The sequence below is a fragment of the Hymenobacter arcticus genome (genome assembly GCF_054779975.1).
In genome coordinates, this window is record NZ_BAAGXF010000001.1 from 448805 (window position 1) to 471176 (window position 22372).

General features: G+C 63.2%; 14 protein-coding genes. 9 read left to right on the forward strand and 5 right to left on the reverse strand.

Annotation, left to right across the window (positions count from 1 at the left end; translation table 11 throughout):
- Positions 1 to 90: 90 nt before the first annotated feature.
- From ACYVGC_RS02090 to ACYVGC_RS02110, 5 genes are all read left to right on the forward strand, one after another.
- The gene (locus ACYVGC_RS02090; RefSeq protein WP_460582117.1) at positions 91 to 2391 is read left to right on the forward strand and encodes a GEVED domain-containing protein; all 2301 of its coding nucleotides are present in this window, start codon (positions 91 to 93) and stop codon (positions 2389 to 2391) included.
- Positions 2392 to 2500: 109 nt separating this feature from the next.
- Positions 2501 to 6703 (forward strand): T9SS type B sorting domain-containing protein, encoded by a 4203-nt coding sequence (locus ACYVGC_RS02095; RefSeq protein ID WP_460582118.1) that lies wholly within the window; start codon positions 2501 to 2503, stop codon positions 6701 to 6703.
- Positions 6704 to 6932: 229 nt separating this feature from the next.
- Entirely contained in the window at positions 6933 to 8468 is a 1536-nt protein-coding gene (locus ACYVGC_RS02100) for an SGNH/GDSL hydrolase family protein (RefSeq protein ID WP_460582119.1), read from the forward strand.
- Positions 8469 to 8515: 47 nt separating this feature from the next.
- Positions 8516 to 9796 (forward strand): GDSL-type esterase/lipase family protein, encoded by a 1281-nt coding sequence (locus ACYVGC_RS02105; protein ID WP_460582120.1) that lies wholly within the window; start codon positions 8516 to 8518, stop codon positions 9794 to 9796.
- Positions 9768 to 11267, forward strand: a complete 1500-nt coding sequence (locus tag ACYVGC_RS02110; protein ID WP_460582121.1) for an MBOAT family O-acyltransferase — start codon at positions 9768 to 9770, stop codon at positions 11265 to 11267. The genes ACYVGC_RS02105 and ACYVGC_RS02110 overlap by 29 nt, the downstream gene beginning before the upstream one ends.
- Before the next feature lie 105 nt (positions 11268 to 11372).
- On the opposite strand, the gene ACYVGC_RS02115 is transcribed toward ACYVGC_RS02110, so the two are convergent.
- The 3 genes from ACYVGC_RS02115 to ACYVGC_RS02125 form a co-directional block, all read right to left on the reverse strand.
- Complete coding sequence (locus ACYVGC_RS02115) at positions 11373 to 12314, reverse strand: alpha/beta fold hydrolase (RefSeq protein ID WP_460582122.1); 942 nt, start codon at positions 12312 to 12314, stop codon at positions 11373 to 11375.
- Positions 12315 to 12318: 4 nt separating this feature from the next.
- Positions 12319 to 13203 (reverse strand): NmrA family NAD(P)-binding protein, encoded by an 885-nt coding sequence (locus tag ACYVGC_RS02120; RefSeq protein ID WP_460582123.1) that lies wholly within the window; start codon positions 13201 to 13203, stop codon positions 12319 to 12321.
- Positions 13204 to 13336: 133 nt separating this feature from the next.
- A complete protein-coding gene (locus ACYVGC_RS02125) occupies positions 13337 to 14218 on the reverse strand; it encodes a helix-turn-helix transcriptional regulator (RefSeq protein WP_460582124.1) in 882 nt (293 codons plus the stop codon).
- Positions 14219 to 14548: 330 nt separating this feature from the next.
- Between ACYVGC_RS02125 and ACYVGC_RS02130 the strand changes: the two genes are divergently transcribed.
- From ACYVGC_RS02130 to ACYVGC_RS02145, 4 genes are read left to right on the forward strand one after another with little or no spacing between them, the layout of a single operon-like run.
- On the forward strand, positions 14549 to 16519 hold the full coding sequence (locus tag ACYVGC_RS02130; protein WP_460582125.1) for a WG repeat-containing protein: 1971 nt from the start codon (positions 14549 to 14551) through the stop codon (positions 16517 to 16519).
- Positions 16520 to 16579: 60 nt separating this feature from the next.
- Positions 16580 to 18013: a 23S rRNA (uracil(1939)-C(5))-methyltransferase RlmD gene (rlmD, locus tag ACYVGC_RS02135; protein ID WP_460582126.1), complete on the forward strand. Its 1434-nt coding sequence runs from the start codon at positions 16580 to 16582 to the stop codon at positions 18011 to 18013.
- The gene (locus ACYVGC_RS02140; RefSeq protein ID WP_460582127.1) at positions 18010 to 18333 is read left to right on the forward strand and encodes a hypothetical protein; all 324 of its coding nucleotides are present in this window, start codon (positions 18010 to 18012) and stop codon (positions 18331 to 18333) included. The genes rlmD and ACYVGC_RS02140 overlap by 4 nt, the downstream gene beginning before the upstream one ends.
- Before the next feature lie 27 nt (positions 18334 to 18360).
- Positions 18361 to 18735, forward strand: a complete 375-nt coding sequence (locus ACYVGC_RS02145; protein WP_460582128.1) for a hypothetical protein — start codon at positions 18361 to 18363, stop codon at positions 18733 to 18735.
- 113 nt (positions 18736 to 18848) lie between these two features.
- On the opposite strand, the gene ACYVGC_RS02150 is transcribed toward ACYVGC_RS02145, so the two are convergent.
- Positions 18849 to 21608, reverse strand: coding sequence for a TonB-dependent receptor (locus ACYVGC_RS02150; RefSeq protein WP_460582129.1), 2760 nt, complete (start codon positions 21606 to 21608; stop codon positions 18849 to 18851).
- A gap of 176 nt (positions 21609 to 21784) precedes the next feature.
- Positions 21785 to 22330 carry a hypothetical protein gene (locus ACYVGC_RS02155; protein WP_460582130.1) on the reverse strand — a complete coding sequence of 182 codons (546 nt, stop codon included), beginning with the start codon at positions 22328 to 22330 and terminating at the stop codon, positions 21785 to 21787.
- Positions 22331 to 22372: the final 42 nt, after the last annotated feature.

The following is a 22372-nucleotide window of genomic DNA, read 5'->3' on the forward strand; positions in this document are numbered from 1 at the left end:
TTTATGCCTACTTTTAGGCCTGTGGGTGGGCGGGCAATTTTTAAAGCGCGCCACCACTTTTCCCTTTCTATTCGTTGTTCTTTTTAGTGCATGTTTCTACCTCTACGTTCGTGGGTTAGCCAGCTGGCCGGGCTGAGCTTTTTGCTGCTGCCGGCCCTGGCGCAGGCGCAGTGCCCGGTGGCCGCCACCTGCACGCCGGGCCCCGCCAGCAGCGCCGTGGCGTCGAGCTTCGGCATGGGCATCTACAATGTAACGCTGGGCAGCATCAATAATAATAGTGCTGGCTATAGTGCTGTATTTCAAGATTTTAGCTGCATCACTACCGGGGCCGTGAGCACTACGCTGCCCGTGAGCACGCCCACGGCCATCAGCGTGCGCAATGGCACGGTGGCCAGCGAGAACGTGCGGGTGTGGATTGACTACAACAACAATGGCGCGTTTGCCGACAATGAGCTGGCCTTTTCTTCGGATAGCAAAATGCTGCACACGGGCAGTGTTACGCCGCCGGCCACGGCCACGCTGGGCGTGCCGCTGCGGCTGCGCGTGGCTTCTGATTTTAATAACGGAATTATCCCCACGGCCTGCTCGACGCCGCAGTACTCGCAAACCGAAGACTACCGCGTGACGCTGGCCGCCAACGCCAGCCCGCCCACGGCCACCTTCACCCAGGACGTGACCACCACTTGCTCGGGCCGGGTGCAGTTCACCGACCAGTCGGCGAACGCGCCCACCAGCTGGCGCTGGGACTTTGGCGACAACACCAGCAGCACCCTGCAAAATCCGCTGCACACCTACGCCGCAGCCGGCACCTACCAGGTGCGGCTAACCGCCACCAACGCGGCTGGCAGCAGCACCAGCGCCGCCACGGCCGTCACCTACAATGCCAGCGCGCCGGTAGCGGCGGCCTGCCCCGGCCTGGCGGCCTCGGCCAACTGCTGCAACTACGGCATTGTGCGGGTGCGGCTGGGCAGCATCGACAACACCTCGGCCGATGGCAGCGCGGGCTACCAGGACTTTACCTGCCCGCAGCGTACGAGCTTATCAGCGGGCCTCCAGTATACGCTCAACATCACCACGGGCATGACTACCGGCGCCACCAGCGCCTACGACGTGCGCGCCTGGCTCGACCTCAACAACGACGGCGTATTCGGCGCCAGCGAAAAGCTGGCCGAAGCCCTCAACACCACCAGCCCCAGCCTGAGCTTCACGGTACCCAGCACGGCCGTGCTGGGCCAACCGCTGCGCCTGCGCCTGGTAGCCGATGGCGCGGGCAACAACCCCCAGCCCTGCACCGCCCCGGTGCTGGGCCAGGTAGAAGACTACACCGTGACGGTGGTGCCCAACACCAGCCCGCCGGTGGCGGCCTTCACGTCGAGCTACGTGGCGGGGGCCTGCCCGGCGGGCAACGTATTCACCTTCACCGACCAGAGCACCAACGGCCCCACCAGCTGGCTGTGGAGCTTTAGCCCGAGCACGGGCGTGTCGTTTGTGAACGGCACCTCAGCCGCTTCGCAAAACCCGCAGGTGGCCTTTGCCACGGCGGGCTACTATTCGGCCACGCTGCGGGCCACCAACGCCAACGGCAGCAACGCCCTCACGCAGGCCAACGCGCTGCTCATTCAAGTGCCCTGCCTGAGCTACTGCGCGGCCAACGGCGGCAGCGTATCGGGTAGCTTGTTCACCAACAGCCAGCTGTGGATAGCGAATGTGGGCGTGAGCGCCGGCACGGCCAGCGGGAATTTCAGCAACAGCTCGGGCAACTCGACGGGCACGGGCTACACCTTTTTTGCCGGGCAAAGCGTGCGCCTGGTGGGCGGCACCACCCAAAATATCAGCGTGACCACCAACCTGGCCTCGGCCCATCGCGTCACCGTTTGGGTGGATTATAACCGCGACGGGGTATTTGGCAGCACCACCGGCGCGGGAGGCGAGCTGGTGTACAACGGTATCGTGAGCGCGGCCACGGCCACCGTGGCCGCCGCCATCCCTAGCGGCGTAGGCACCACCCGCCTGCGGGTAGCCGTGACGGTGAATAACAACACGCCCAATCCCTGCGCCACCAACCAGGGCGAGGCCGAGGTGGAGGACTACCCCGTGAACGTGACGGCCCTGGCCGCCCGCGAGACGCAGGCCCTGGCCACCCTCAGCGTGAGCCCCAACCCGACGCCCGACGGCGAGCTGCGCGTGCTGGTGGGCGAGGCCAGCGCCAGCGGCCTCTACCAGGTGGAGGTACTCAACCTGCTGGGCGCGCGCCTGCTGAGCCAGCCCCTGCGCCTGAGCCCCGCCGCCCCCTCCACCCTCGACCTGCGGGCGCTACCGGCCGGCCTCTACCTGCTGCGCCTCACCGACGCGCAGGGCCAAACGGCGCTGCGCCGCGTGGTGCGCCAGTAAGTAGTCAGCTGATAGCCATTAGCTTTTAGCTGATAGCTAGCTATTTACATACAGCGGGCTGCCTGCTTCGGTGGCCCGCCTTTTTGCTGCTTTCTTCTTCGTTTTTTATATGATTCAACCGTTACTTTTTCGGCTGGGGATGCTGCCCCGGCTGGTGTTTTTACTGGTAGTATTGGCGCTGGGAATGACCCGGCCGGCGCGGGCCTCGCACTTGCTGGGCGGCGAGATGTCGTACCAGTACCTGGATGCCAACGGGCCCACCACGGCCCCCTTCCGCTACCAGATAACGGTGACCAGCTACTACAACCCCAACGGGCAGGTAGGCCTCAACGACAACTCGGTAACGAGCGTGAACCTGAGCATTTTCAACCGCACCACCGGCGCCCGCCTCACCACCGTAAGCGTGCCGCGCCAAACGCCGGTGGGCGCGGTGGTGCAGCCGCGCCTGCCTTCGGGCTGCACGGTGCAGGGGCCCACGCAGCCATTTCGGCTGTTTAAGTACGTGTACATTGCTTCGCTGCCGGCCACCATCGACGGCTACTACGCGGTGTGCACCCAGAGCGCCCGCAACGTGGGCCTCGAAAACGTAAGCAACCCGGCCACCACCGGCGGCGGCAACCTGCCCATGACTCTGTACGTGAGCATGGCCTCGCCGCTCATCTACAACCGCTCGCCGGTGTTCTCCGACACGGCCGTGGCCATCATCTGCACTACCGATACCACGGTGCTGCTCAACAACGCCTTCGATGCCGATGGCGACCGCCTAATTTACTCGTTCGGCACGCCCTACGGGGCTTTGTCCAACGCCAACTCCTTCCCACCCCTGCCCAACCTGGTGCCTTACAACCCGGGCTACAGCATGGCCAACCCGCTGGGCACGGGGGCCGGCAACTTCGCCCTTATCAACGCCAACACGGGCACGGCCCGCTACGGGGCCACCAGGAAAGGCCTGTATATCATTGCGGTAGATGTGAGCGAGTACCGCACTATCAACGGCCGGGAAGTGCTTATCGGCACCACCCGGCGCGACTTACAACTGGTGGCCTCCGACTGCCCGCCCACGGTGGCTCCGGTGCTGCCGCCCGTGGCCACCACGCCGCGCAGCTACACCATTGAGGAAGGGCAGGTACTGAGCGTGCCAATCAGGGCTACGCAGGCCGATGGCCACCCCCTCACGATGACCCTGAACAGCGTGCTGCTCGATGGCCCGGCCGGCTTCAACGCCACCTTTAATGGCAGCGCCGGCACCGTGGTGCCCGGCAACCCCACCGGCACGGCCACGGCCACCGGCTCGGGCACGGTCACGGGCACGTTCGTATACAACTCGGCCTGCGGCGAAGCCCGTGCCAACCCCTACGACGTGGCCTTTACGGTGCGCGACAACGGCTGCGCCGGCAAAACCGTGGCCGACGTGCTGCGCATTACCGTGACGCGGCCCGCGGGGCCCACCAGCATCAGTGGGCCGGCGGTGGTGTGCGACGTATCTACACTGCTGGCCTACACGGTTAACGGTGGCACGTCTCCCGCCTTTCGCTTTCGGGTGGTGGGGGGTACTATCCTAAACCAGGTTGGCCGCACCATTCAGGTGAGATGGGCCACGGCCGGCACCGGTACCATAGTGGCCAAGGGCGTGTCGCAGTACGGCTGCCTCACCGACTCGGTAACCCAGACGGTGGCCGTAGCCCCAGCGGGCGCGCTCACCATTGGCGGCGGCCTCACCGTGTGCCCCGGGGCCAGCACCACGCTCACCGTGGCCGGCAGCACGGCGCCCTACACCCTCACGGGGGGCGGCACTACGCAAACCGGGGCGGGCCCTTTTACGGTAACTCCTACGCAAACAACTACTTACACTATCACCAGCAGCGCCACGGCGCTGGGCTGCACGGCCAGCCAGCAGGTAATCGTGGTGGTAGCCCCCGCCCCCGCAGCCAACGTGGGCCCGCCCACCCGCGTCACCTGCCCAGGGGTGCCCATCACCCTTGGCGGTGCCCCCGAAACGGGCTACACCTACAGCTGGAGTCCCGCTACGGGCCTCAGCAGCAGCACGGTAGCCAACCCCACGCTCACGCTTCCTAACACCACGGGCGCACCACTCACGGTTACCTACACGCTTACCGTGACGACCCCGCTCGGCTGCACCGGTTCGAGCACGGTGGCCGTGACGGTGAACCCGGCCGCCACGGCGGTGGCGGGCCCGGCGCAGGCCGTGTGCGACAACTCGACCATCACCCTGGGCGCGGCGGCGCTGCCCGGCTACTCCTACCGCTGGCTGCCCGCTACTGGCCTCAGCAGCAGCACAGTGGCGCAGCCAGTGCTCACTGGAATAAACCCAACCAGCGCGCCTATTGTGCAGAAATACGTGGTGCTGGCCACCACGGCGCAGGGCTGCTCGGCCCGCGACTCGGTGCTGATTACCATTAACCCACGCCCGGCTACCGACTCCGTGGCGGGGCCGCAGTCGGTGTGCCCCACCGTGGCGGGCATCGGGTATTCGATTAAAAACCCGCGCAGCACGGCGTACCAATGGACGGTAACGGGCGGCACCATTGCCAGCGGCCAGGGCTCGACGAGCATCACCGTGAACTGGGGTGCGGCCGGCACCGGCGCGGTGCGCGCTACCACTAGCAATGCCCAGGGCTGCGTGTCGGCTGCTTTCACGCTGCCCGTACTCATCAACCAGGTGCTGCAAACGGTGAAGCCTACCGGGCCCGTGAGCGTGTGCCAGGCCGATGGCCCTTATACCTACTCCACGCCCGCCATTGCGGGGTCGTCGTTTGCCTGGCAGCTGTTTGGCACGGCCACCGGCACACTCGTGAGCACGGGCAACACCACCAGCATCCGCTTTGCGCAGCCGGGCCTGGCTAAGCTGGTGGTGACGCAAACCAGCAACCCGGCCGGCGGCATTTGCCGCGGGGTAAGCGACACGCTTTATATTACCGTAAAGCCTTCGCCATCAGCTACTATTACCATTCAAGGGCCAGCGCGGTTTTGCGTGAATAGCGGCCCGCAGACTTACACCCTACCCGGCGCGGCGGGCTCGGCCTACGTATTTCAGCTCAACGGCGCGGCCATCGCCAACGTGGGCGGCGTGGTGACTATCCCGGCCAGCACGGCCGTGGGCACCTACACCCTCACCGCCCGCGAAACCAACGCCGGCGGCTGCGTGGGAACCTTGATTACCAAGACGTTCATCGTGGACCCGCGGCCCGGCGCGCTCGTCATCAACGGGCCGCGCTTTGTGTGCTTAGCTACGGGTAATCTCACCTACACCGTGCCCAATGCTACGGCTACCTCCACCTACCAGTGGGTGGTGGTGGGCGGCACCATCGCGGCGGGCCAGGGCACGGCCACCATCACGGTGAGCTTCCCGACTGGCACCAGCACCAACAAGACGGTGACCGTGACCGAAACCTCGCAGTTTGGCTGCGGCGGGGCGGCGGTGGCCATCACCGTGGTACCCGACAATGCCCAGACCCCGCAGCTCCTGCTGGCTTCGGTGGTGGCTACCGATAATACCAAAGTGACCCTCACCCTGGCTGTGCCCAACGCCGCCAATACCCCCAACCCGGTGCGCGTGCTGCGCCGCGACGCGGGCAGCACCGGGGCATTTGCGCAAGTGGGCACGGTAGCGGCCACGGCCACCACCTACGTCGATGCCACCGCCAACGCCGCCCAAACGGCCTACGAGTATAGCCTGGTCCTCACCACTGGCTGCGGCGACGCCTTCACGGCCAACGCCACGGCCACCACGGTACTGCTAAAAGCGGTAGCCGTGCCCGGCCCCGGCGGCCGCAACCAGGGCTCGGTCAGCCTGAGCTGGTCGGCGTACCAGGGCTTTGCGGTGGCGGGCTACCGCGTGTACCGGCAGGATGATAACGCGGGCTACAACCTCGTTACCACCCTAGCTGGCAATTCGTTGCAGTACAGCACTACTAACACCGGCCAGGGCTTCAACCAGTGCTTCCGGGTGGTGGCGTTTGAGAGCGCAGTAACGCCCAATACCCCGTCGCGCGAATCGAACTCGAACACGGCCTGCGTGGATTTTGCCAACAAAACGGCGTTCTACAACATCATCACGCCCAACAACGATGGCCAGAACGACCTGCTTATCATCGACAACGTGCAACTTTACCCCGGCAATACCATGACCATCTTCAACCGCTGGGGGCGCGAGGTGTTTGCCACCACCAACTACAACAACGCCAGCAACGCCTGGGGCTCCGACCCCGGCATTGCGGCCGGCGTGTACTATTACCTCTTCAAGCTCGCCGATGGCACCAGCACCAAGGGCTGGGTGGAGGTGGTGAAGTAAATTAGCTAAATTATTGGTTTACTGATTATTATGTAAATCAACAAATCAACCCAAACCCGGCAGCCTGACTGCTAATCTACTCTACGGCTCACCTAGCATCTTGCTGGGTGAGCCGTTTTTTTATCCCACTCATCACCAGACTCTTAACCGGAAAATTTGCCGAATCTGAGGACTTTCTGCTGAACCTGCGGGGGGGGCAGCCGTAATTTTACGGGAGTTAATCTGAGGTATGAGTTCACCGCGCTCGCAAAACCCATTTCTGTTGGTTTTGCTCATTGTTAGCCTGCTGGCCGGGCTTTCCTTTCTAAAACCGGGGCTGACGATTGGGGGCGTGGCGCTGCGCCCCGTGCGCCTGCTGGCCGACGTGCTGCGCAAAGACCCCGCCGCCGGCCAGGCCCTGCCGCCGCCCAACGGCCGGGCTGCCCCCGCCGACCTCGCCGCCACCCGGGCCCTCCTGGCCGACTCGGCCGCTGCGCCCGCCACTACCGCCACCCGCGCCGACTCGGCCGCCACGCCCAAGCCGCGCGCCGCCACCGTGGCCAACCTGGGCGGCCTCGACAGCTTTTTGGCCGCCCTGCGCCAAACCAAGGCCACGGGCAGCCAAACCCGCATTGCCTACTTTGGCGATTCCATGATTGAGGGCGACCTCATTACCGGCGACCTGCGCAACAGCCTGCAAACCGATTTTGGCGGCTCGGGCGTGGGCTACGTGCCCGTCAACTCGATTACGGCCGAGTTTCGGGCCACTATTCACCAATCGTTTTCGCCCAACTGGCGCGAGTACAACCTGGTGTCGCGCCAGGTGCCGGCTACCTGCCCGCTGGGCATTTCGGGCCACGCCTTTTTGCCGCACGTGCTACCCGAAGATGCCAGCTCAACCGATACCAGCTGGGTGCAGTTTCGGGCCGGCCAGCAGTTTGCGCCGCTGCGGCGCTTTGCCGAGGCCCGGCTGTTCTACGGCCCTGGCCAGGCGGCTGATGAGGTGCTCGTGACCACCAACGGCCACCAGGTGCCCCACACCCTAGCCGGCACGGATGCCGTTAACGAGCTGGTGCTCAAACCCGGCGTGCCGGCCCGCACCATGCGGCTGGCCTTCGCCACCCACGAGCCGCGCCCGGTGTACGGCGTCAGCTTTGAGAGCCCACAGGGCGTGGTGCTCGATAACTTTTCGTTTCGGGGCAACAGCGGTATGTCGCTCACGCGTATTCCGGTGCAGCAGCTGAAAGCCTTCGGCAACCTGCTCGATTACCGCCTCGTCATCCTGCACTACGGCGTGAACGTGGCCAGCGCCAGCGTGAAAGACTACGGCTTTTATGAGCGGGCCATGACCCGCGTGGTGGACCGCATGCAGCGCGCTTTCCCCAACGCCAGCATCCTCATCATCGGCATGAGCGACAAAAGCTCGCGCATCGACGGCGAATTCGTCACCGACCCCAGCGTGCCGCGCCTGCTGGCCGCCCAGCAGCGCCTGGCCCAGCGCAACCACGCCGCCTTCTGGAATTTGTTTGAGGCCATGGGCGGCGAAAACTCGATGGTGAGTTGGGTGGAAGACGCGCCCGCGCTGGCCAACAAGGACTACACGCACGTCAACTCCCGGGGCGCGCACAAAATCGCGGGCTTCCTCTACGCCTACCTCAAAGACCAGTACGCGCACCCCGCGGCCGGCCCCCGCACGCAGCCGGCGGCCGCGCCCCACCCCGACAGCAGTGCCCAGCCGGCCGCCAGCCCCGCCCCTCCTCCCGACGACGAGCCCAGCAGCCGCTAGCGGCCGGCTGGCTTCCCGGCGCAGGCAGTACCTTCTTTCTTTTTTGCATGGCGCGGCCCCTTCTTTTTTTGCTTTTATCAAGCTGGTGCCTGGCCACGGCCGGCCCAGCCCGGGCCCAGGCGCCCACCAGTCGGCAGCTCGACAGCCTGCAAGCCACCTACCCTTTTCTGCGCACCTCGGCCAACCATATTGAGAACGCAACTATCGGGCTGCAAGGCTTTTACCAAAAGCTGTTGCAGCTGCCCCTGCACCCGGCCCAGCTGCCCGGCGGCCGGGTAACCGTGGTGCACCTCGGCGATTCGCACCTGCAAGCCGACGACTATTCGGGCCGGGTGCGGCAGGAGCTGCAACGCACCTACGGCAACGCCGGGCGCGGCCTCGTTTTTCCCTACGGCGTGGCCCACACCAACGGCTCACTCACCTACTTCACCACCGCCACCGGCGGCACCTGGCGCACCAAGCGCGTCATCAACCTGCCCGATAGCAGCCTGCCGGTGGGCGTGGCCGGCCTCACGCTGGGCACCGCCGACTCGGGGGCCAGCTTCACGCTGCGCCTGCCGCAGCCCCGGCTGCCGCTGCTGCACCGGCCCAACGACTGCTTTTCGCAGCTCACGCTGCTGCGCCAGCCGGGGCCGGCCGCCTTCGACTGGCAGGTACTGGGCCGCCAGGGCCAAGTGCTGGGCACGGTGCCCGGCCTGGGCCGCGGTGTGGCCACCACGGTGCGCCTCGACTCGCTGCGCGACTTTGTGGCCCTGCGCACCACCCGCCGCCGGCCCAACCAAAGCAGCGCCCAGCTCTTTGGCCTGGTGCTGGAAAACGACCAGCCCGGCATCCTCTACCACGGCATTGGGGTAAATGGGGCGGCCGTACGCCAGTACAACCGCAACCCGCTGTTTTTCGAGCAGTTACCAGTGCTTCATCCTGATTTGTTTATCGTGTCGCTGGGCACCAACGACGCGTTTAGTCCGGGTTTCAACCCGGTGCGCTTCGCCAGCCAGCTCGATACCCTAGTGAGCAATCTGCGCCAGTGCTGCCCCACGGCCGAAATCCTGCTCGTGGCCCCGGCCGACTCGTACCGCAACCGCCGCGACCGCAACCCCGACCTGGCCCGCCTCACGGCCGTGCTGCGCACCTACGCCCAGCAGCACGACCTCGCCTACTGGGATTTTGCCGCCGTGCAGGGCGGCTACGGCAGCATGGGCCAGTGGCGCGCCAGCGGCCTGGCCCTCAACGACTTCGTGCATTTTTCGACCAAGGGCTACGACCTACAAGGCCTGCTATTATACCTCGCGCTTCAGGATGGATTTGCTGCATTTCTTCATCGATAAGCTGAACGCTGTCGACCTCGACCGGCTGCTCGGCCAGTTCGTGTACCACCCCAAGAGCCCGCTGATTTTCAACACCGGTTTTTTTTTGCTGCTGTTTCTGGGGTTTCTGGCCATTTACCAGCTGCTGCGCAACCACCACCGGGCGCGGCTGCTGTACGTGACGGCATTTTCGCTGTTTTTCTACTATAAATCAAGCGGTTGGTACTTCCTGCTGCTGGTTTTTTCTACGATAGTCGAGTACAACTTTGCCCGCTGGATTGCCGACTCGCCCACCCAGGGCCGGCGCCGGCTGCTGCTCACGCTCAGCCTGCTCGTCAACCTGGGGATGCTGTTCTACTTTAAGTATACCAACTTCTTTCTCAGCGGTTTTCACGCCCTCACCGGGCAGCCGGTGCCCATCCTGCACGTGCTGCTGCCAGTGGGCATCTCGTTCTACACCTTCCAGACGCTGAGCTACACCATCGACGTGTACCGCGGTCAGATTAAGCCGCTGCGCAGCATCTGGGACTTCGCGTTTTTCGTGTCCTTTTTCCCGCAGCTCGTGGCTGGCCCCATCGTGCGGGCTTCCGATTTCATCCCGCAAATCCCCAAAAAGCCGTTCATCTCGCGCGACGATATGGGCCGGGCGGTGCTGCTCATCGCGGCCGGCTTGTTCAAGAAAGCCATCATCTCCGACTACATCAGCCTCAACTACGTCGACCGCATTTTCGACAACCCCGGCCTGTACAGCGGCATCGAAAACCTGTTGGGCGTGTACGGCTACGCCCTGCAGATTTACTGCGACTTCTCGGGCTACTCCGACATTGCCATCGGCATTGCGCTGCTGCTGGGCTACCGCCTGCCGGTCAACTTTTTATCGCCCTACCAGAGTACCAGCATCACCGAATTTTGGCGGCGCTGGCACATTTCGCTGTCCAGCTGGCTGCGCGACTACCTCTACATTCCGCTGGGTGGTAACCGCAAAGGCGTGGTGCGGCAGTATATCAACCTGTTTCTCACCATGTTGCTGGGCGGGCTGTGGCACGGCGCCTCGCTCACCTTTGTGCTGTGGGGCGCGTTGCACGGTGCCGCCCTGGCCGTGGATAAGCTTTTTCAAAAGGTGTTCAAGCCCGGTGATAACTGGCTGGTGAAGCTGCTGGGCTGGGTCATCACCTTCCATTTTGTGTGCTTTTGCTGGATATTTTTCCGGGCCGGCACCTTCGAGGTGGCCAGCCAGGTCATTCACCAAATCACGCACAACCTGCGGCCCGATTTGCTGCCCGCCGTGGTGGGCTCGTTCCGGCCGGTGTTTGCGCTGGTGGCCCTGGGCTACCTGCTGCACGCCCTGCCCGATGGCTTCACCTTCCGGCTGGAAAATACGCTGGCCCGCCGCTCGGTGGTGACGCAGGCCGTGCTGATTACGGTGGTTATCTGGCTGGTTATCCAGGTAAAATCGGCCGAGATTCAGCCGTTCATCTACTTCCAGTTTTAGTGGGCAGCGCCCGCGAAATAATTGGGTCATCCGGCCCTGGCAGGAGCTTACCGGGCGCACCAAAGCCAGTAGTGCGCCCGACAAACTGCTAGCCTAGCAACCCAGCTAGCCCAGAAAACCCAGTACGGCCGCCAGCACTTCGGCGGGTTTTTCCTCGAACATATAGTGCCCGCTATCCAGCAAGCCAACTACCTGCACGTTCTCGGCTTGGTAGGGCAAGCTCATTTGTAAGTAGCTGTAAGACACGTGGCTACCGATGCCCAGCACGGGCATGGCGAGGCGGCCGTAGGTGTTGGCATCGGCAATGTCTTGGTCCAGCGCCTGGTACCAGGCGTTGGCCGCCCGGATGTTCTCGGGCTGGTTGTACACGGCCGCGTAGGTGGCCCGGTCGAAGGCCGACATCTTGCTTTCGTCCAGCATTACGTAGGCAAAGAGGTAGTCGAGCAGCACGTGAAACCGCCCGGCCAGCAGCTGCTCGGGCAAGCCTTTTACCTGGTTGAAAGCCATCCACCAAACGTAGGGTTGCTGCCCGTTCATTTTACCGGTAAACGTGCCGGCCGCCGGTAGCATAGGCATTTGCATCATGCCCTGGCTGGGGTGCGCCCCGTCGGCTACAATGAGCTTGTCGGTGGCTTCGGGGTGGTTGAAGGCAAAGCTGCTGGCCACCATGCCGCCGATATCGTGGCCCAGCAACGACGCTTTTGCGATGTTCAGGTGGCGCAGCAGCTCGAATACGTCCTGGGCCATCGTCTTTTTATCGTAGCCGTCGGCGGGCTTGTCGGAGCTGCCCATGCCGCGAATGTCCACGATGAGCACGCGGTAGTGCCGGGCCAGCTCGGCAGCGATGGGATGGTACGAAAACCAGGTTTGGGGCCAGCCCGGCAGGCAGACAAGCACCGGGCCGCGCCCGCCCTCCACGTAGTGCAGCCGCACCCCGTTCACGGTGGCGTAGTGGTTGGTGAAGCCGGGCAGGCGCTTAATGAGCTCTTCGTCGGCGTATTCACCTAGTGAAGAAGGCTTTATGGAATTAGAATCTAGGGTTTGCATGGGCTTAGGCAGTTAAAAAAGTGGGGGCATCGGTCCAGGTGAGGTCCGGGTAGCGGGCAGTATCAAGCGGCCGGTTTTGCACGCTGAACATGCTCAGCAGGTACTGCATTTGCTGCCAGTCGGCGTAGAGCTGCTGCTCGCCGGCGGGGTTGGCGGCCCGCGCCTGCTGTATCTGCGTCGCCAGGTCTTGGCGGGAGCCCAGGCGCACCAGCGCCAGCCGGCCCCGGCCGGCCGCCGCGGCTACGCCCACCAGCTCGCGGGGGCTGGGCTGAAAGCTGGCAATGCGCAGGAAACGGGGCGTGGCCGGGTCCAGCGCCGCGGCGGCGGTGTAGGCGGCCGTGTCGTCCATGGTCGTGAAGTCAATCTGCCAGTCGGCATCTTCCCAGTAGCCCACCTGCTGCCGCTTGAAATCGAGCAGCGGAATGTTGTAGGTCAGCACTTCGGCAAAGGCCCCGTTGAGGATGGACGTGGCCGCGAGGGGAGCCTGGTCGAGGCGGGCCCGAAACTCGCGCCGCAAGTCAAAGTTGCGGTTCAGGCCGGGGGCCTGCTGGGTGTAATCGCTGGCAAAATCGGAGGGGATAAAGCGCGGCACGCCCGCCGCCACGGCCGCGGCCAGCAGCTGCGCCTGGGCTTCCACTATTACCTCGTGCAGGCCGGCCAACACCGATACTACGCAGTGCACGCCTTGGCAGGCACGGGTGAGGGCCGCGTGGTCGGCAAACGCAACGGGCTGCACGTCTGCGCCGAGCTGGGTGAGGTGGGATACTTTGGCGGGGTCGGTTTCGGGGCGCACCAGTGCCCGCACGGCTGCCCCGCGTTGGCGCAGGGCGGCCACGAGGCGGCCGCCCAGGTTGCCGGTTGCGCCGGCTACTAAAATAAGGGGACTCATAAAAGCAGGATAAGGAGGGGAAACAACCGCATTTTGCGGCTGCTTTAACGACCACAAAGGTCCCCCACCCCCTCCCGACCGGGCGCCGGATTCTTGCCTTCTTCTTACAGATTCTTGCGCTTCTGGCGCCCCGCTAGCCCTGCTGAAATGCCCGGGGGCCCTGGCCCACCGCCCGCTTAAAAGCCGCCGCAAAGTGGGCCGGCGAGGAAAAGCCCAGCGCGTCGCCGATGGCGGCCACCGGCAGCTCCCCGGCGCGCAGCAGCTCCCGCGCCCGCCGGATTTTCCAGTCCAGCACGTACTGGTAAGGCGAGCGGCCGGTGGTGTGCTTGAAGCGGCGGGCAAAGTGGAACACGCTCAAATTGGCCAAGCCCGCCAGCACCTCCAGCGTAACGGGCAGCTCCGCGTGAGCTTCCACGTACTCGTCAATCCGGGCCAGCACCGCCATCGGCAACCGCGCCCCGGCCCCAGCGGCCAGGCGGCGCTCGAAGGTGCCGTGGTGCGCAATGAGGTGGTAGCAAAGCGTCGTCACCAATGACTCGGTGTAGAGCTGCCCCAGCGCGTGCGGCCGGCCAGCCGCCGCCAATAGCTGCTGGCCCAGTTGGGCGAGCAGGCCGTCTTCGCAGCGAAACCGCTCACGCAGCGCAAAGTAGCTGAGGTCCAGGTCTTGGCGGGCCCGGTTTTCCAGGGCCTGGGCATCAAAGTGCACGTGAATGAGGTCGGCGGGGCCATCCCAACTGAAGGGGCCGTACTCCCCGCCGGGGTACAGGCCCACGTCTCCACTCCGAAACTGGTCCGCTTCTACGCGGGAACCGTTGCGGCGGCTGGAAACCACGGGCTGGGTTCCCTGGTGCACCAGCAGCAGGTGCTGCGCATGAAAATGCGCGGGCAACGCCATGGCTTCCAATTGATAACGCTCTAGCCGCACCCCTGGCCACGCCAACGCGACACTGCTGGCCAGCGCCGGGCGGTCGTACATTTCAGAAGTGTAGGTGTAGGAAGTAGCAGTGGTGAGCATGACCGGCAAGCAACAGCCGGCACCCTGGAATGGTTAGCCGCGGCGCTTTACAGTGCCGCCGTAATGGGTTCGTTGTGACCGGTGTTTGCGCCTCTGCGCTGGTGGCACGGGGCAACATGCTGCACCCGCTGCCCGCTGGCTTCACCTTCCAAATAGAAGGCGCGCTGCTCGGTGGTGACGCAGGCGGTGCTGATTACGGGAGTATCTGACCGGTCATTCAGGTGAAGTCAGCGGAAATCCAACCGTTCACTTATTTCCAGTTTTAAGACGGGCAGCCACTTAAGCTGTGCATATTTGTGGGTGCTGGCATCAGGTATAGAAACTTCTTTTATGCGTCACCCATTGGTTGCCCTCGGGCTGTTGTTGCTAGCCTGCGGGGCCTGCACGCACCATTCTTCCGCGCCTACTGCGGTTGCCCCTGAGGCGGCTGCCCGGTTTCCCATCGTGGTGCGGGGCCGTTGGGGCTTCATCGACTCGACGGGCGCAGTGGTGGTGGCTCCTCGCTTTGCCCAAGTGCAGGAGTTTGCCGAGGGGTTGGCCCCGGTGCGCGAGGCGGGGTACTACGGCTACATTGATGGGACTGGCCAGTTTGTGTTGCCGCCCCGCTATGGCTACGCGTCGCCTTTTCAGGGCGGGCTGGCGCTGGTGCAGCCTGACAGCACCCCCCGGCTACTCGACCGCACCGGCCGCCTGCTGCCGTTGGCGGCCCCTTACACGCAACTGGAATATCAGCCCGGCCCAAAACGGGGTGGCGGCCAGTGGGTAGGCACGCTACCCTCGCACCAGCGCCAGCTAGTGGCCGCCAATGGCAAACTCCTAAACCCTACCTTGTTTGAGGAGATAGGTGAGCTGAGTAACAACCGTATAGTGGTGGCTGGCCCCGAGCCGCTGCGCAACGCACAGGGCAATAGCGTAGTGAGCGCCGTGGGTGTACTCGACGGACGCGGCCGGCTGGTGGTTCCCTACTACCTGTTTCACGGAATATCTGCTTTTCGCGAGGGACTGGCTTTGGTATCCATCTACCAGCCCGGCGATGACGAGGCCGACCACTGGGGCATCATCGACACAACCGGGCGCATAGTGACCCGGCTGCCCGTCGGGCACTATTTCAGCTCCCTCAATAAGCACAGTTTTTCCGACGGCCTCGCACAGGTCAATTGTATCAGCAGTGGCCATTATCCCAATGATGAAAGCTACCCCGCGCCTATTGACCGCACGGGCCGGGTAGTTTTCCGGCGGCCGGACCTGCGGCAGCTCAGCGCGTTCAGCCACGGCCGGGCCTGGGCGCAGGATTCGGCTTTTCAGTGGCAGCTGCTGGACAAAGCAGGAAAAATGCTTACTAAGCTGGTTATCAGCCAGGTGTTTAGCACCAGCCGCGGCGATGCACCCACGTTTGCCGGGGGTGTCGAATTGGTGGCCCTGGCCAACGGCGATTTTGCCGCGCTCGATAGCCTGGGGCGAGTAGTGCGGCAGATTCCGGCCCCCGCGGCCGGCAGCAATAGCCCGCAGCGACAAGGTGACCTGCTCACCTTTTACGCCGCCGACAATGACCAGCGCCTGGGGTTCTGGAACTGGCGCACGGGCCTGCTAGTGCAGTCACGCTTTTCCACCATCAGCTACGCGGGCTACCAGCACGGGCTGCTGGCCGTGGTGGAAGACGACCGCCTAGGGTACCTCTCGCTGGCCGGGCACTACGTGTGGCGGGCCGCACCCGCGGCCAGCGCCCCGCTGAACCTGGATTTTAAGCGGCGCGGCAGTTACCCGGTGGCGTCGGCACCGCTGCGGCGCTACGCGGGCTTTGGCGGCTGGGGACGGTTGAACAATCTGGCTAAGCTTGCGGCTAAACAAACTCTTACATCGCGCGCCCTAGTGGTGCAGGTTACTACGCGAGTAACCCCTGGTGCTTTTGAGATGCACGATGGCCACGCACTCACTATTGCCAATACCAGCGCCGATACCGTCGTATTTGACGCCCAGGATAGCAGCCTGGCGCTTACCGTTCAGGCGCGGGATGCCCAGGGCAAGTGGCGCGACATTGAATACACACCCAGCAGTTGGTGCGGCAATAGCTACCACCAGGTTTTTCTGGCGCCCGGCCGGTACTGGCAGCTCATGGTACCCGCCTATTCGGGCGAGTTGCCTACGCAGCTGCGTGCCCGGCTCCTGCACCGCCCCGCGGGGGGCGCTCGCAAACAGGTGGCGGTGTATAGTAACGAGTTTGCGGGCAGCGTCAACCCGGCGCAGTTCTGGCGGCTGCCAGGCTACAGTCCGCAAGGCATCATGGACCCGTACCTGAATTGAATCAGCCTACCAGCGCCGCAAAACCAGGTCGTAACTTTGCGCCCCTACTGCCCAAAAGTTATGCCCAGCAAAGCCACCAAACTCGCTAATTCTATCCCGCCCGCCGCCCTTCAGCACGTCGAAATCCAGGACATGGTGGCCGAGGGCAAATGCCTGGTTCGCATCGAAAACCTCGTTGTATTTGTGGGCCAGGTGGCCCCCGGCGACGTCGTGGATTTGCGCATCACCAAGGCGCACAAGCGGTTTATGGAGGCCGCGCCCATCCATTTCCACAAGCGCTCGGCGCTGCGCACCGAGCCGTTTTGCCAGCACTTTGGCACTTGCGGCGGCTGCAAGTGGCAGCATATCAGCTACGAGGCCCAGCTCAGCTACAAACAGCAGCAGGTGGAAGACCAGCTCACCCGCATCGGCAAGGTGGCGCTGCCTGAGGTGCGCCAAATCATGCCTTCGCCCGAGCGCACCTACTACCGCAACAAGCTCGAATACACCTTCAGCGGCAATGGTTGGCTAACGGAAACCCAGATTAAGGACGACACCGCGCACTACGACCGCCGCGTGCTGGGCTTCCACACGCCCGGCCGCTTCGACAAGATTCTGGACGTGGAGCACTGCTGGCTCCAGCCCGAGCCGAGCAACGAAATCCGCCTATTCATCCGCGACTACGCCCGCGAGCACCGCCTGCCCTTCGGCGACATGGTGAAGCAAACCGGCCTGCTGCGCAACCTCATCATCCGTACGGCCGAAAGCACCGGCGAAACGATGGTGATTTTGCAGTGCTACCACGATGACGAGGCCCTGCTGCCGCTGCTGGATGCGGTGTACGCCAAGTTTCCGGCCATCACATCGCTCAACTACGTGCTCAACAACAAGGGCAACGAAACCTTCCACGACCTGGAGGTGGTGTGCTACCAAGGCAAACCCTACATCGAGGAAGACATGGAAGGCCTGCGCTTCCGCATCGCCCCGAAGTCGTTTTACCAAACCAACTCGGCCGGCGCATACAACCTCTACAAAGTGGCCCGCGAGTTCGCCGAAATCAAGCCCACCGACCTCGTGTACGACCTCTACACGGGCGCGGGTACCATCGCCAATTTCGTGGCCCGCCAGGCCAAGCGCGTAATCGGCGTCGAGTACGTGGAGCAAGCCGTGCTCGATGCCCGCGTGAACTCCGAAATCAACGGCGTGACCAACACCGAGTTCTTCGCCGGCGACATGAAGGACATGCTCACCGAGGCCTTCACCAGCCACCACGGCCACCCCGACGTCATCATCACCGACCCGCCCCGCGCCGGCATGCACGAAGACGTGGTGAAGCGCCTCGTGGCCCTGCGCGCCCCCCGCCTCGTCTACATCAGCTGCAACCCCGCCACCCAGGCCCGCGACTTAGAACTGCTGGACGAGGTGTATAAAGTGACGCGGGTGCAGCCGGTGGATATGTTCCCCCACACGCACCACGTGGAGAATGTAGTGTTGCTGGAATTACGGCAGCTATGATAACTCACCAGAAGCTCAATATTTACCAGAAGTATGCTGGCAATAATGACATGTGGCTCCGTATGGGTTCTGATGAGGAGCATAAGTTGCTTACAACGGAAGATTGGATACTTATCTACCTATACTTAGACAATATGTCTCTTGCTAAGCAAGGTCAATTAGCAGAACAGGATTTAGCAGAAATTGAAAACCAGGTTTTTGAAAATTGCGAGAACCAGGAAGTTGCTGCACGATTTAGGAATATCATTACTAGTGAGATAAATCCAAAACCCTCGCTTATTAAGCGCTTCATCCATTGGCTTCTCAGTGAACCACTTTAATCACATTGCTCTTCTGAAAAGAAACAAATGGACTACTTCAACGACCCCGAGTTAAACGGCAAATACCTGGGCACCATCACCAAGGATTTTGCCACCGCCTCCGACACGATTAAGGAAGCGTCTTACCAAATTCGCAAGCGCGAGATTTCGCAGTACCCGGTGTTTGTGTTTGCCCGCCAAACGGTGCAGCTCGGCAGCCTGCTCATCAACGGCGACGAGCTGGATTTGCAGTGGCACGTGTTCGCCAGCTACCTCGAAATCCTGGCCCAGCAAGGCATCGTGGACCCCGAGAAAATCGCCGATTTCATGGAAACCTGGAAGGACCCCGACGAATTCTGCTGCCTCTTCGTGGTGGATGAGGAGTTCACGAATTTCGTGTACATCCCCTACCCCGAAGACTAGACCACAGATTTAACGGATTTAAACGGATAGAACGGATTTTTGTGGTTCCGCCCGCTTGGGTTAGGAACCACAAAAAATCCGTTCTATCCGTTTAAATCCGTTAAATCTGTGGTCTACTTGATATCGAACAACAGGCCGAGGTAGCCCAGGCGGCCGTAGCCGGGCGAGCCGTACACTTGCAGGTTCTGGTTGTCGAACAGGTTGGTGACGCCGGCTTGCAACGTAGTGTGGGCCGCCTTGAGCGTGTAGCCCAGCTGGGCATCCACGGTGTGGGTGGCGGGCACGGTGCCGGTGGCAAAAGTCGATTCGTAAAGGAAGCTATCAGCCCAGCGGTAGTTGAGGTTGTAGCTCAGGCGGCGGTCCAGGGCCTGGCCGTCGAGGCCAAGGTTGAACTTGTGGCGCGGCGTGTTGAAGTACGACTGCGTACCGGCGTCGAAGGTGGTGAGCAGCTTGTTGAAGCTGTAGTTACCGGCCAGCGCCAGGGCGGGCGAGAACACGTAGTTGACCGTTACGCCCGCGCCGTGGCTTTGCACGCGCTTGTTCACGTTGGTGGCAATCTGGATAACGCGGGTGAGCTGGGCGGGGTCCTGGAAGCGGGCGAGGCCCGCGGCCAGCAGCTGCGGCTGCGTGATGGCCGTGCCATCGGTGTTGCCGATGAAGTTTTGCGTAACGATGAAGTTGTTGTAGGTGTTGAGGTAATAATCAACATCTACGTACAGCTGCTTGCTCAGCTGAGCGCGGTAGCCGGCCTCCACCGTGCTCACTTGTTCGAGCTTAAGGGCTTCGCTTTTGTAGGCGTAAGCGCTGATATCGCCGCCCAGCAGCAGCTGCGGCGTGCGAATGAGGGCCCCGCCCAGCGCGGTAGTGTAGCCCTGGTAGCCGCTGCCCACGTTGCCGAGTACCACGGCGCGGCCCACGTCGAGCTTGATGTACTGGTCGTTTTGGGTAGGAGCCCGGAAGGCCCGGCTGAAGCTGGCGCGGAAGTTCTGCTGCTTGTCGGCCCCTACCGAATACACGGCCGAGGCGCGGGGCGAAAATGCCGCGCCAAAGTTCTTGAACTCATCGAAACGGCCGGCCAAAGCCAGCTTCAGGTGGTCATCAAGCAGGGTTTTGCTGGCCTGCGCATAGCCGCCGTATTCGTAGTTGCGGATGCGGTCGCCGCCCTTGGTATCGGCGAAGAAGCTGCCATCGGAGCCGAGCAGGAACTGGCGGTACGCGCCGCCCACCGTGAGGTCGGCAAAGCTGTTTTTGAACGTGTACTGGCCGCTGCCTTCGCTCAGCACCGAGCGAATGAGCAGGCGCGCGCCCTGGCTGGGGTTGGCGTTGTGAATGATGCTGGCGCGGGCCGTATTAAAGGCCTCGGTGCCAGGCTGGAGCAGCGGGGCATTGGTGCCGGCCGCCGCCTGGGCGGCGAGGGCCGCGGCATCGGCGTTGCCGCCATTGGCGGCGAAGGCCGCGTTGTAGGCCACGCTGTAGGCGCTGGAATAGCGCTGCGCGTAGGTAACGGGCTGGCCGTTGGGCCCCAGCACCGGCTGGCCATTGGCCCCCAGCACGGGCTGCGCCTGCAAGTAGGACCCGAGCGAGCCCAGGCTGTAGGAGCCGTCCGACTGCGGGTCGCGCTTACCCGAAAAGTCCTGCGTGGAGAACGCCCGCACAAACCAGTTGCTGCCCTCTACCTGCACGCGGGCCTGCTGGGCCCCGCTGTTCACGAAGCGGTAGCGGCTGGCGCTTTGGTAGGTGGTGGTGGCGTTTACGTAGCGGTAGTCGAGGGTCGCCTTCACGCTGTTGCTGAGCAGCACCGACAGGCTGGGCGCGACCTTGAACGACTTGGCCTTGTTGTCGTTGGCTACGAGGTCGCGCTCCGAGTAGCCGGGCAGGAACACCGTTTTGCTCACCAGCGCCCCGTTGGCGTTGGTAAACGTGTTGCCGAGGTCGCCGTAGCGGTTCACGGCGTCGTAGCCGAGGCCGGAGCCCGCCGGGTTATTGGTGGGGTCGATAACGGCGGCCGTCGCATCCTGGCTATCGGCTAGGAAATCATCGGCCACGGTAGCCCCGCCCGAAATTTTAAACGCGACCCGGTCGCTGAGCTTCACGGCGTAGCGCAGCTGGCCATCGAGCAGGCTGCGGTTGCCGCCGCGCAGGCGCACCGTCAGGCCCTGGTCAAGAAAGGGGTCGCGCGAGTTGGTGAGCAGCACGCCGTTGAAGGCGTTGGCACCGTAGAGGGCCGAGGCCGGGCCGTGCACCAGCTCGACGCTGGCAATGTCGAGCACTGGGGTGCCCAGCAGGTTGCCAAAGTAGCTGCTCAGGCTGGGCAGCTGGGTGTCCATGTAGTCGGCCAGCTGAATTACGCGCTCCGAGCGGCTGGAGTTGAAGCCCCGCGTGCTGAAGCTGGTGGTGAGCAGGCTGGAGCTGCTCACGTCCACGCCCTTGTAGCGGGCCAGGCCGGCCACGAGGTCGGGCGTGGTGAGCTGACCCAGCTGGCGCAGGTCGATTTTCTCGATGGTTACCGGCACCTGGCCAATGTTTTCCGCCACGCGCGAGGCGGCTACTACCACCTGCGTAAGCAGGGTGGTGGGCCGCAGCGTCACCTCCAGGTTGAGGTCGGACTGCGTGAGGCTCAACTCCTGGTTCTCGTAGCCCACAAACGACACGACCAGGATGCCCGGAAGGCGGTTTTGCACCCCTTTCAGCTCAAAGCGGCCCTCCTCGTTGGTGCTGTTGCCCAGGTAGGTCCCCTTCAAAAATACGGTGGCCCCGGGGAGCGGGGTGCCCGCTTCGGTTTGCACAACGCCCGCCAGGGTAGATTCGGTTTGGGCCCAGGCAGTAACAGATATTAATACTCCACACAAACTCAGTGCGTAACGTGTAATCATAAAAAAGTGTAATTTGTAAAACTTACGTAACGGGTAGAACTTGCAAAGCTACGGGCCGAAACCCACCTCTGTAACATTCTATCGGACATGCTATTTGCTAACTGCCCGAATAACCTGGGCGATAACACTTAACACAACAGTAAAAAATACAAATTATTCTTCTCAAATTATCACCCCTAGTTGGCGGCCGGAACCGGCCCGCTCGCGGCCCCGGTGAGCGCGTGCACCACCACCACAAACGGGTACGGGGCCTTGCCCTGGCCAAAGCTTTCCTGCTGGTTGAAGACGGTGACGGTGTAGGTGGCTGCCGTGAAGCGCTCGGCTTCGCACTGCACACACGTTACGGGCTCGGCCTTGAGCTTGGCGCGGCGCAGCTCGGCCCGCAGGCTATTGAAGCACTCTTTGCGCGGCGTTTTCAACACCACGTCAAACTGCGTTTGCTGGTTGCTGCGGCGCAGCTCCAGCCGGGTATCGGGGGTGGCGGGCGTGGGGCTAGTCTCACCGCCTTTGAAAGACCAGTACGTGGCCCCGGTGGGGGGCTTATGCATCTCCCACTCGGAGGCGGGCAAACTGGCGCTCAGCACCTGGGACGTGAGCGGCTGGCCCTCGGCCAGGCCGGTGGTTAGCAGTTGCAGCGGCAGGCACTGGGCCTGGGCGGCCCGGCTCCAGGCCAGCCCACTCAGTAGTACTAAAAAGCTATAACGGCGTACGGGTACTCTCATAAAAAACGGGCTATCACGAAGGGGCGGGATAGAAATGCGGAA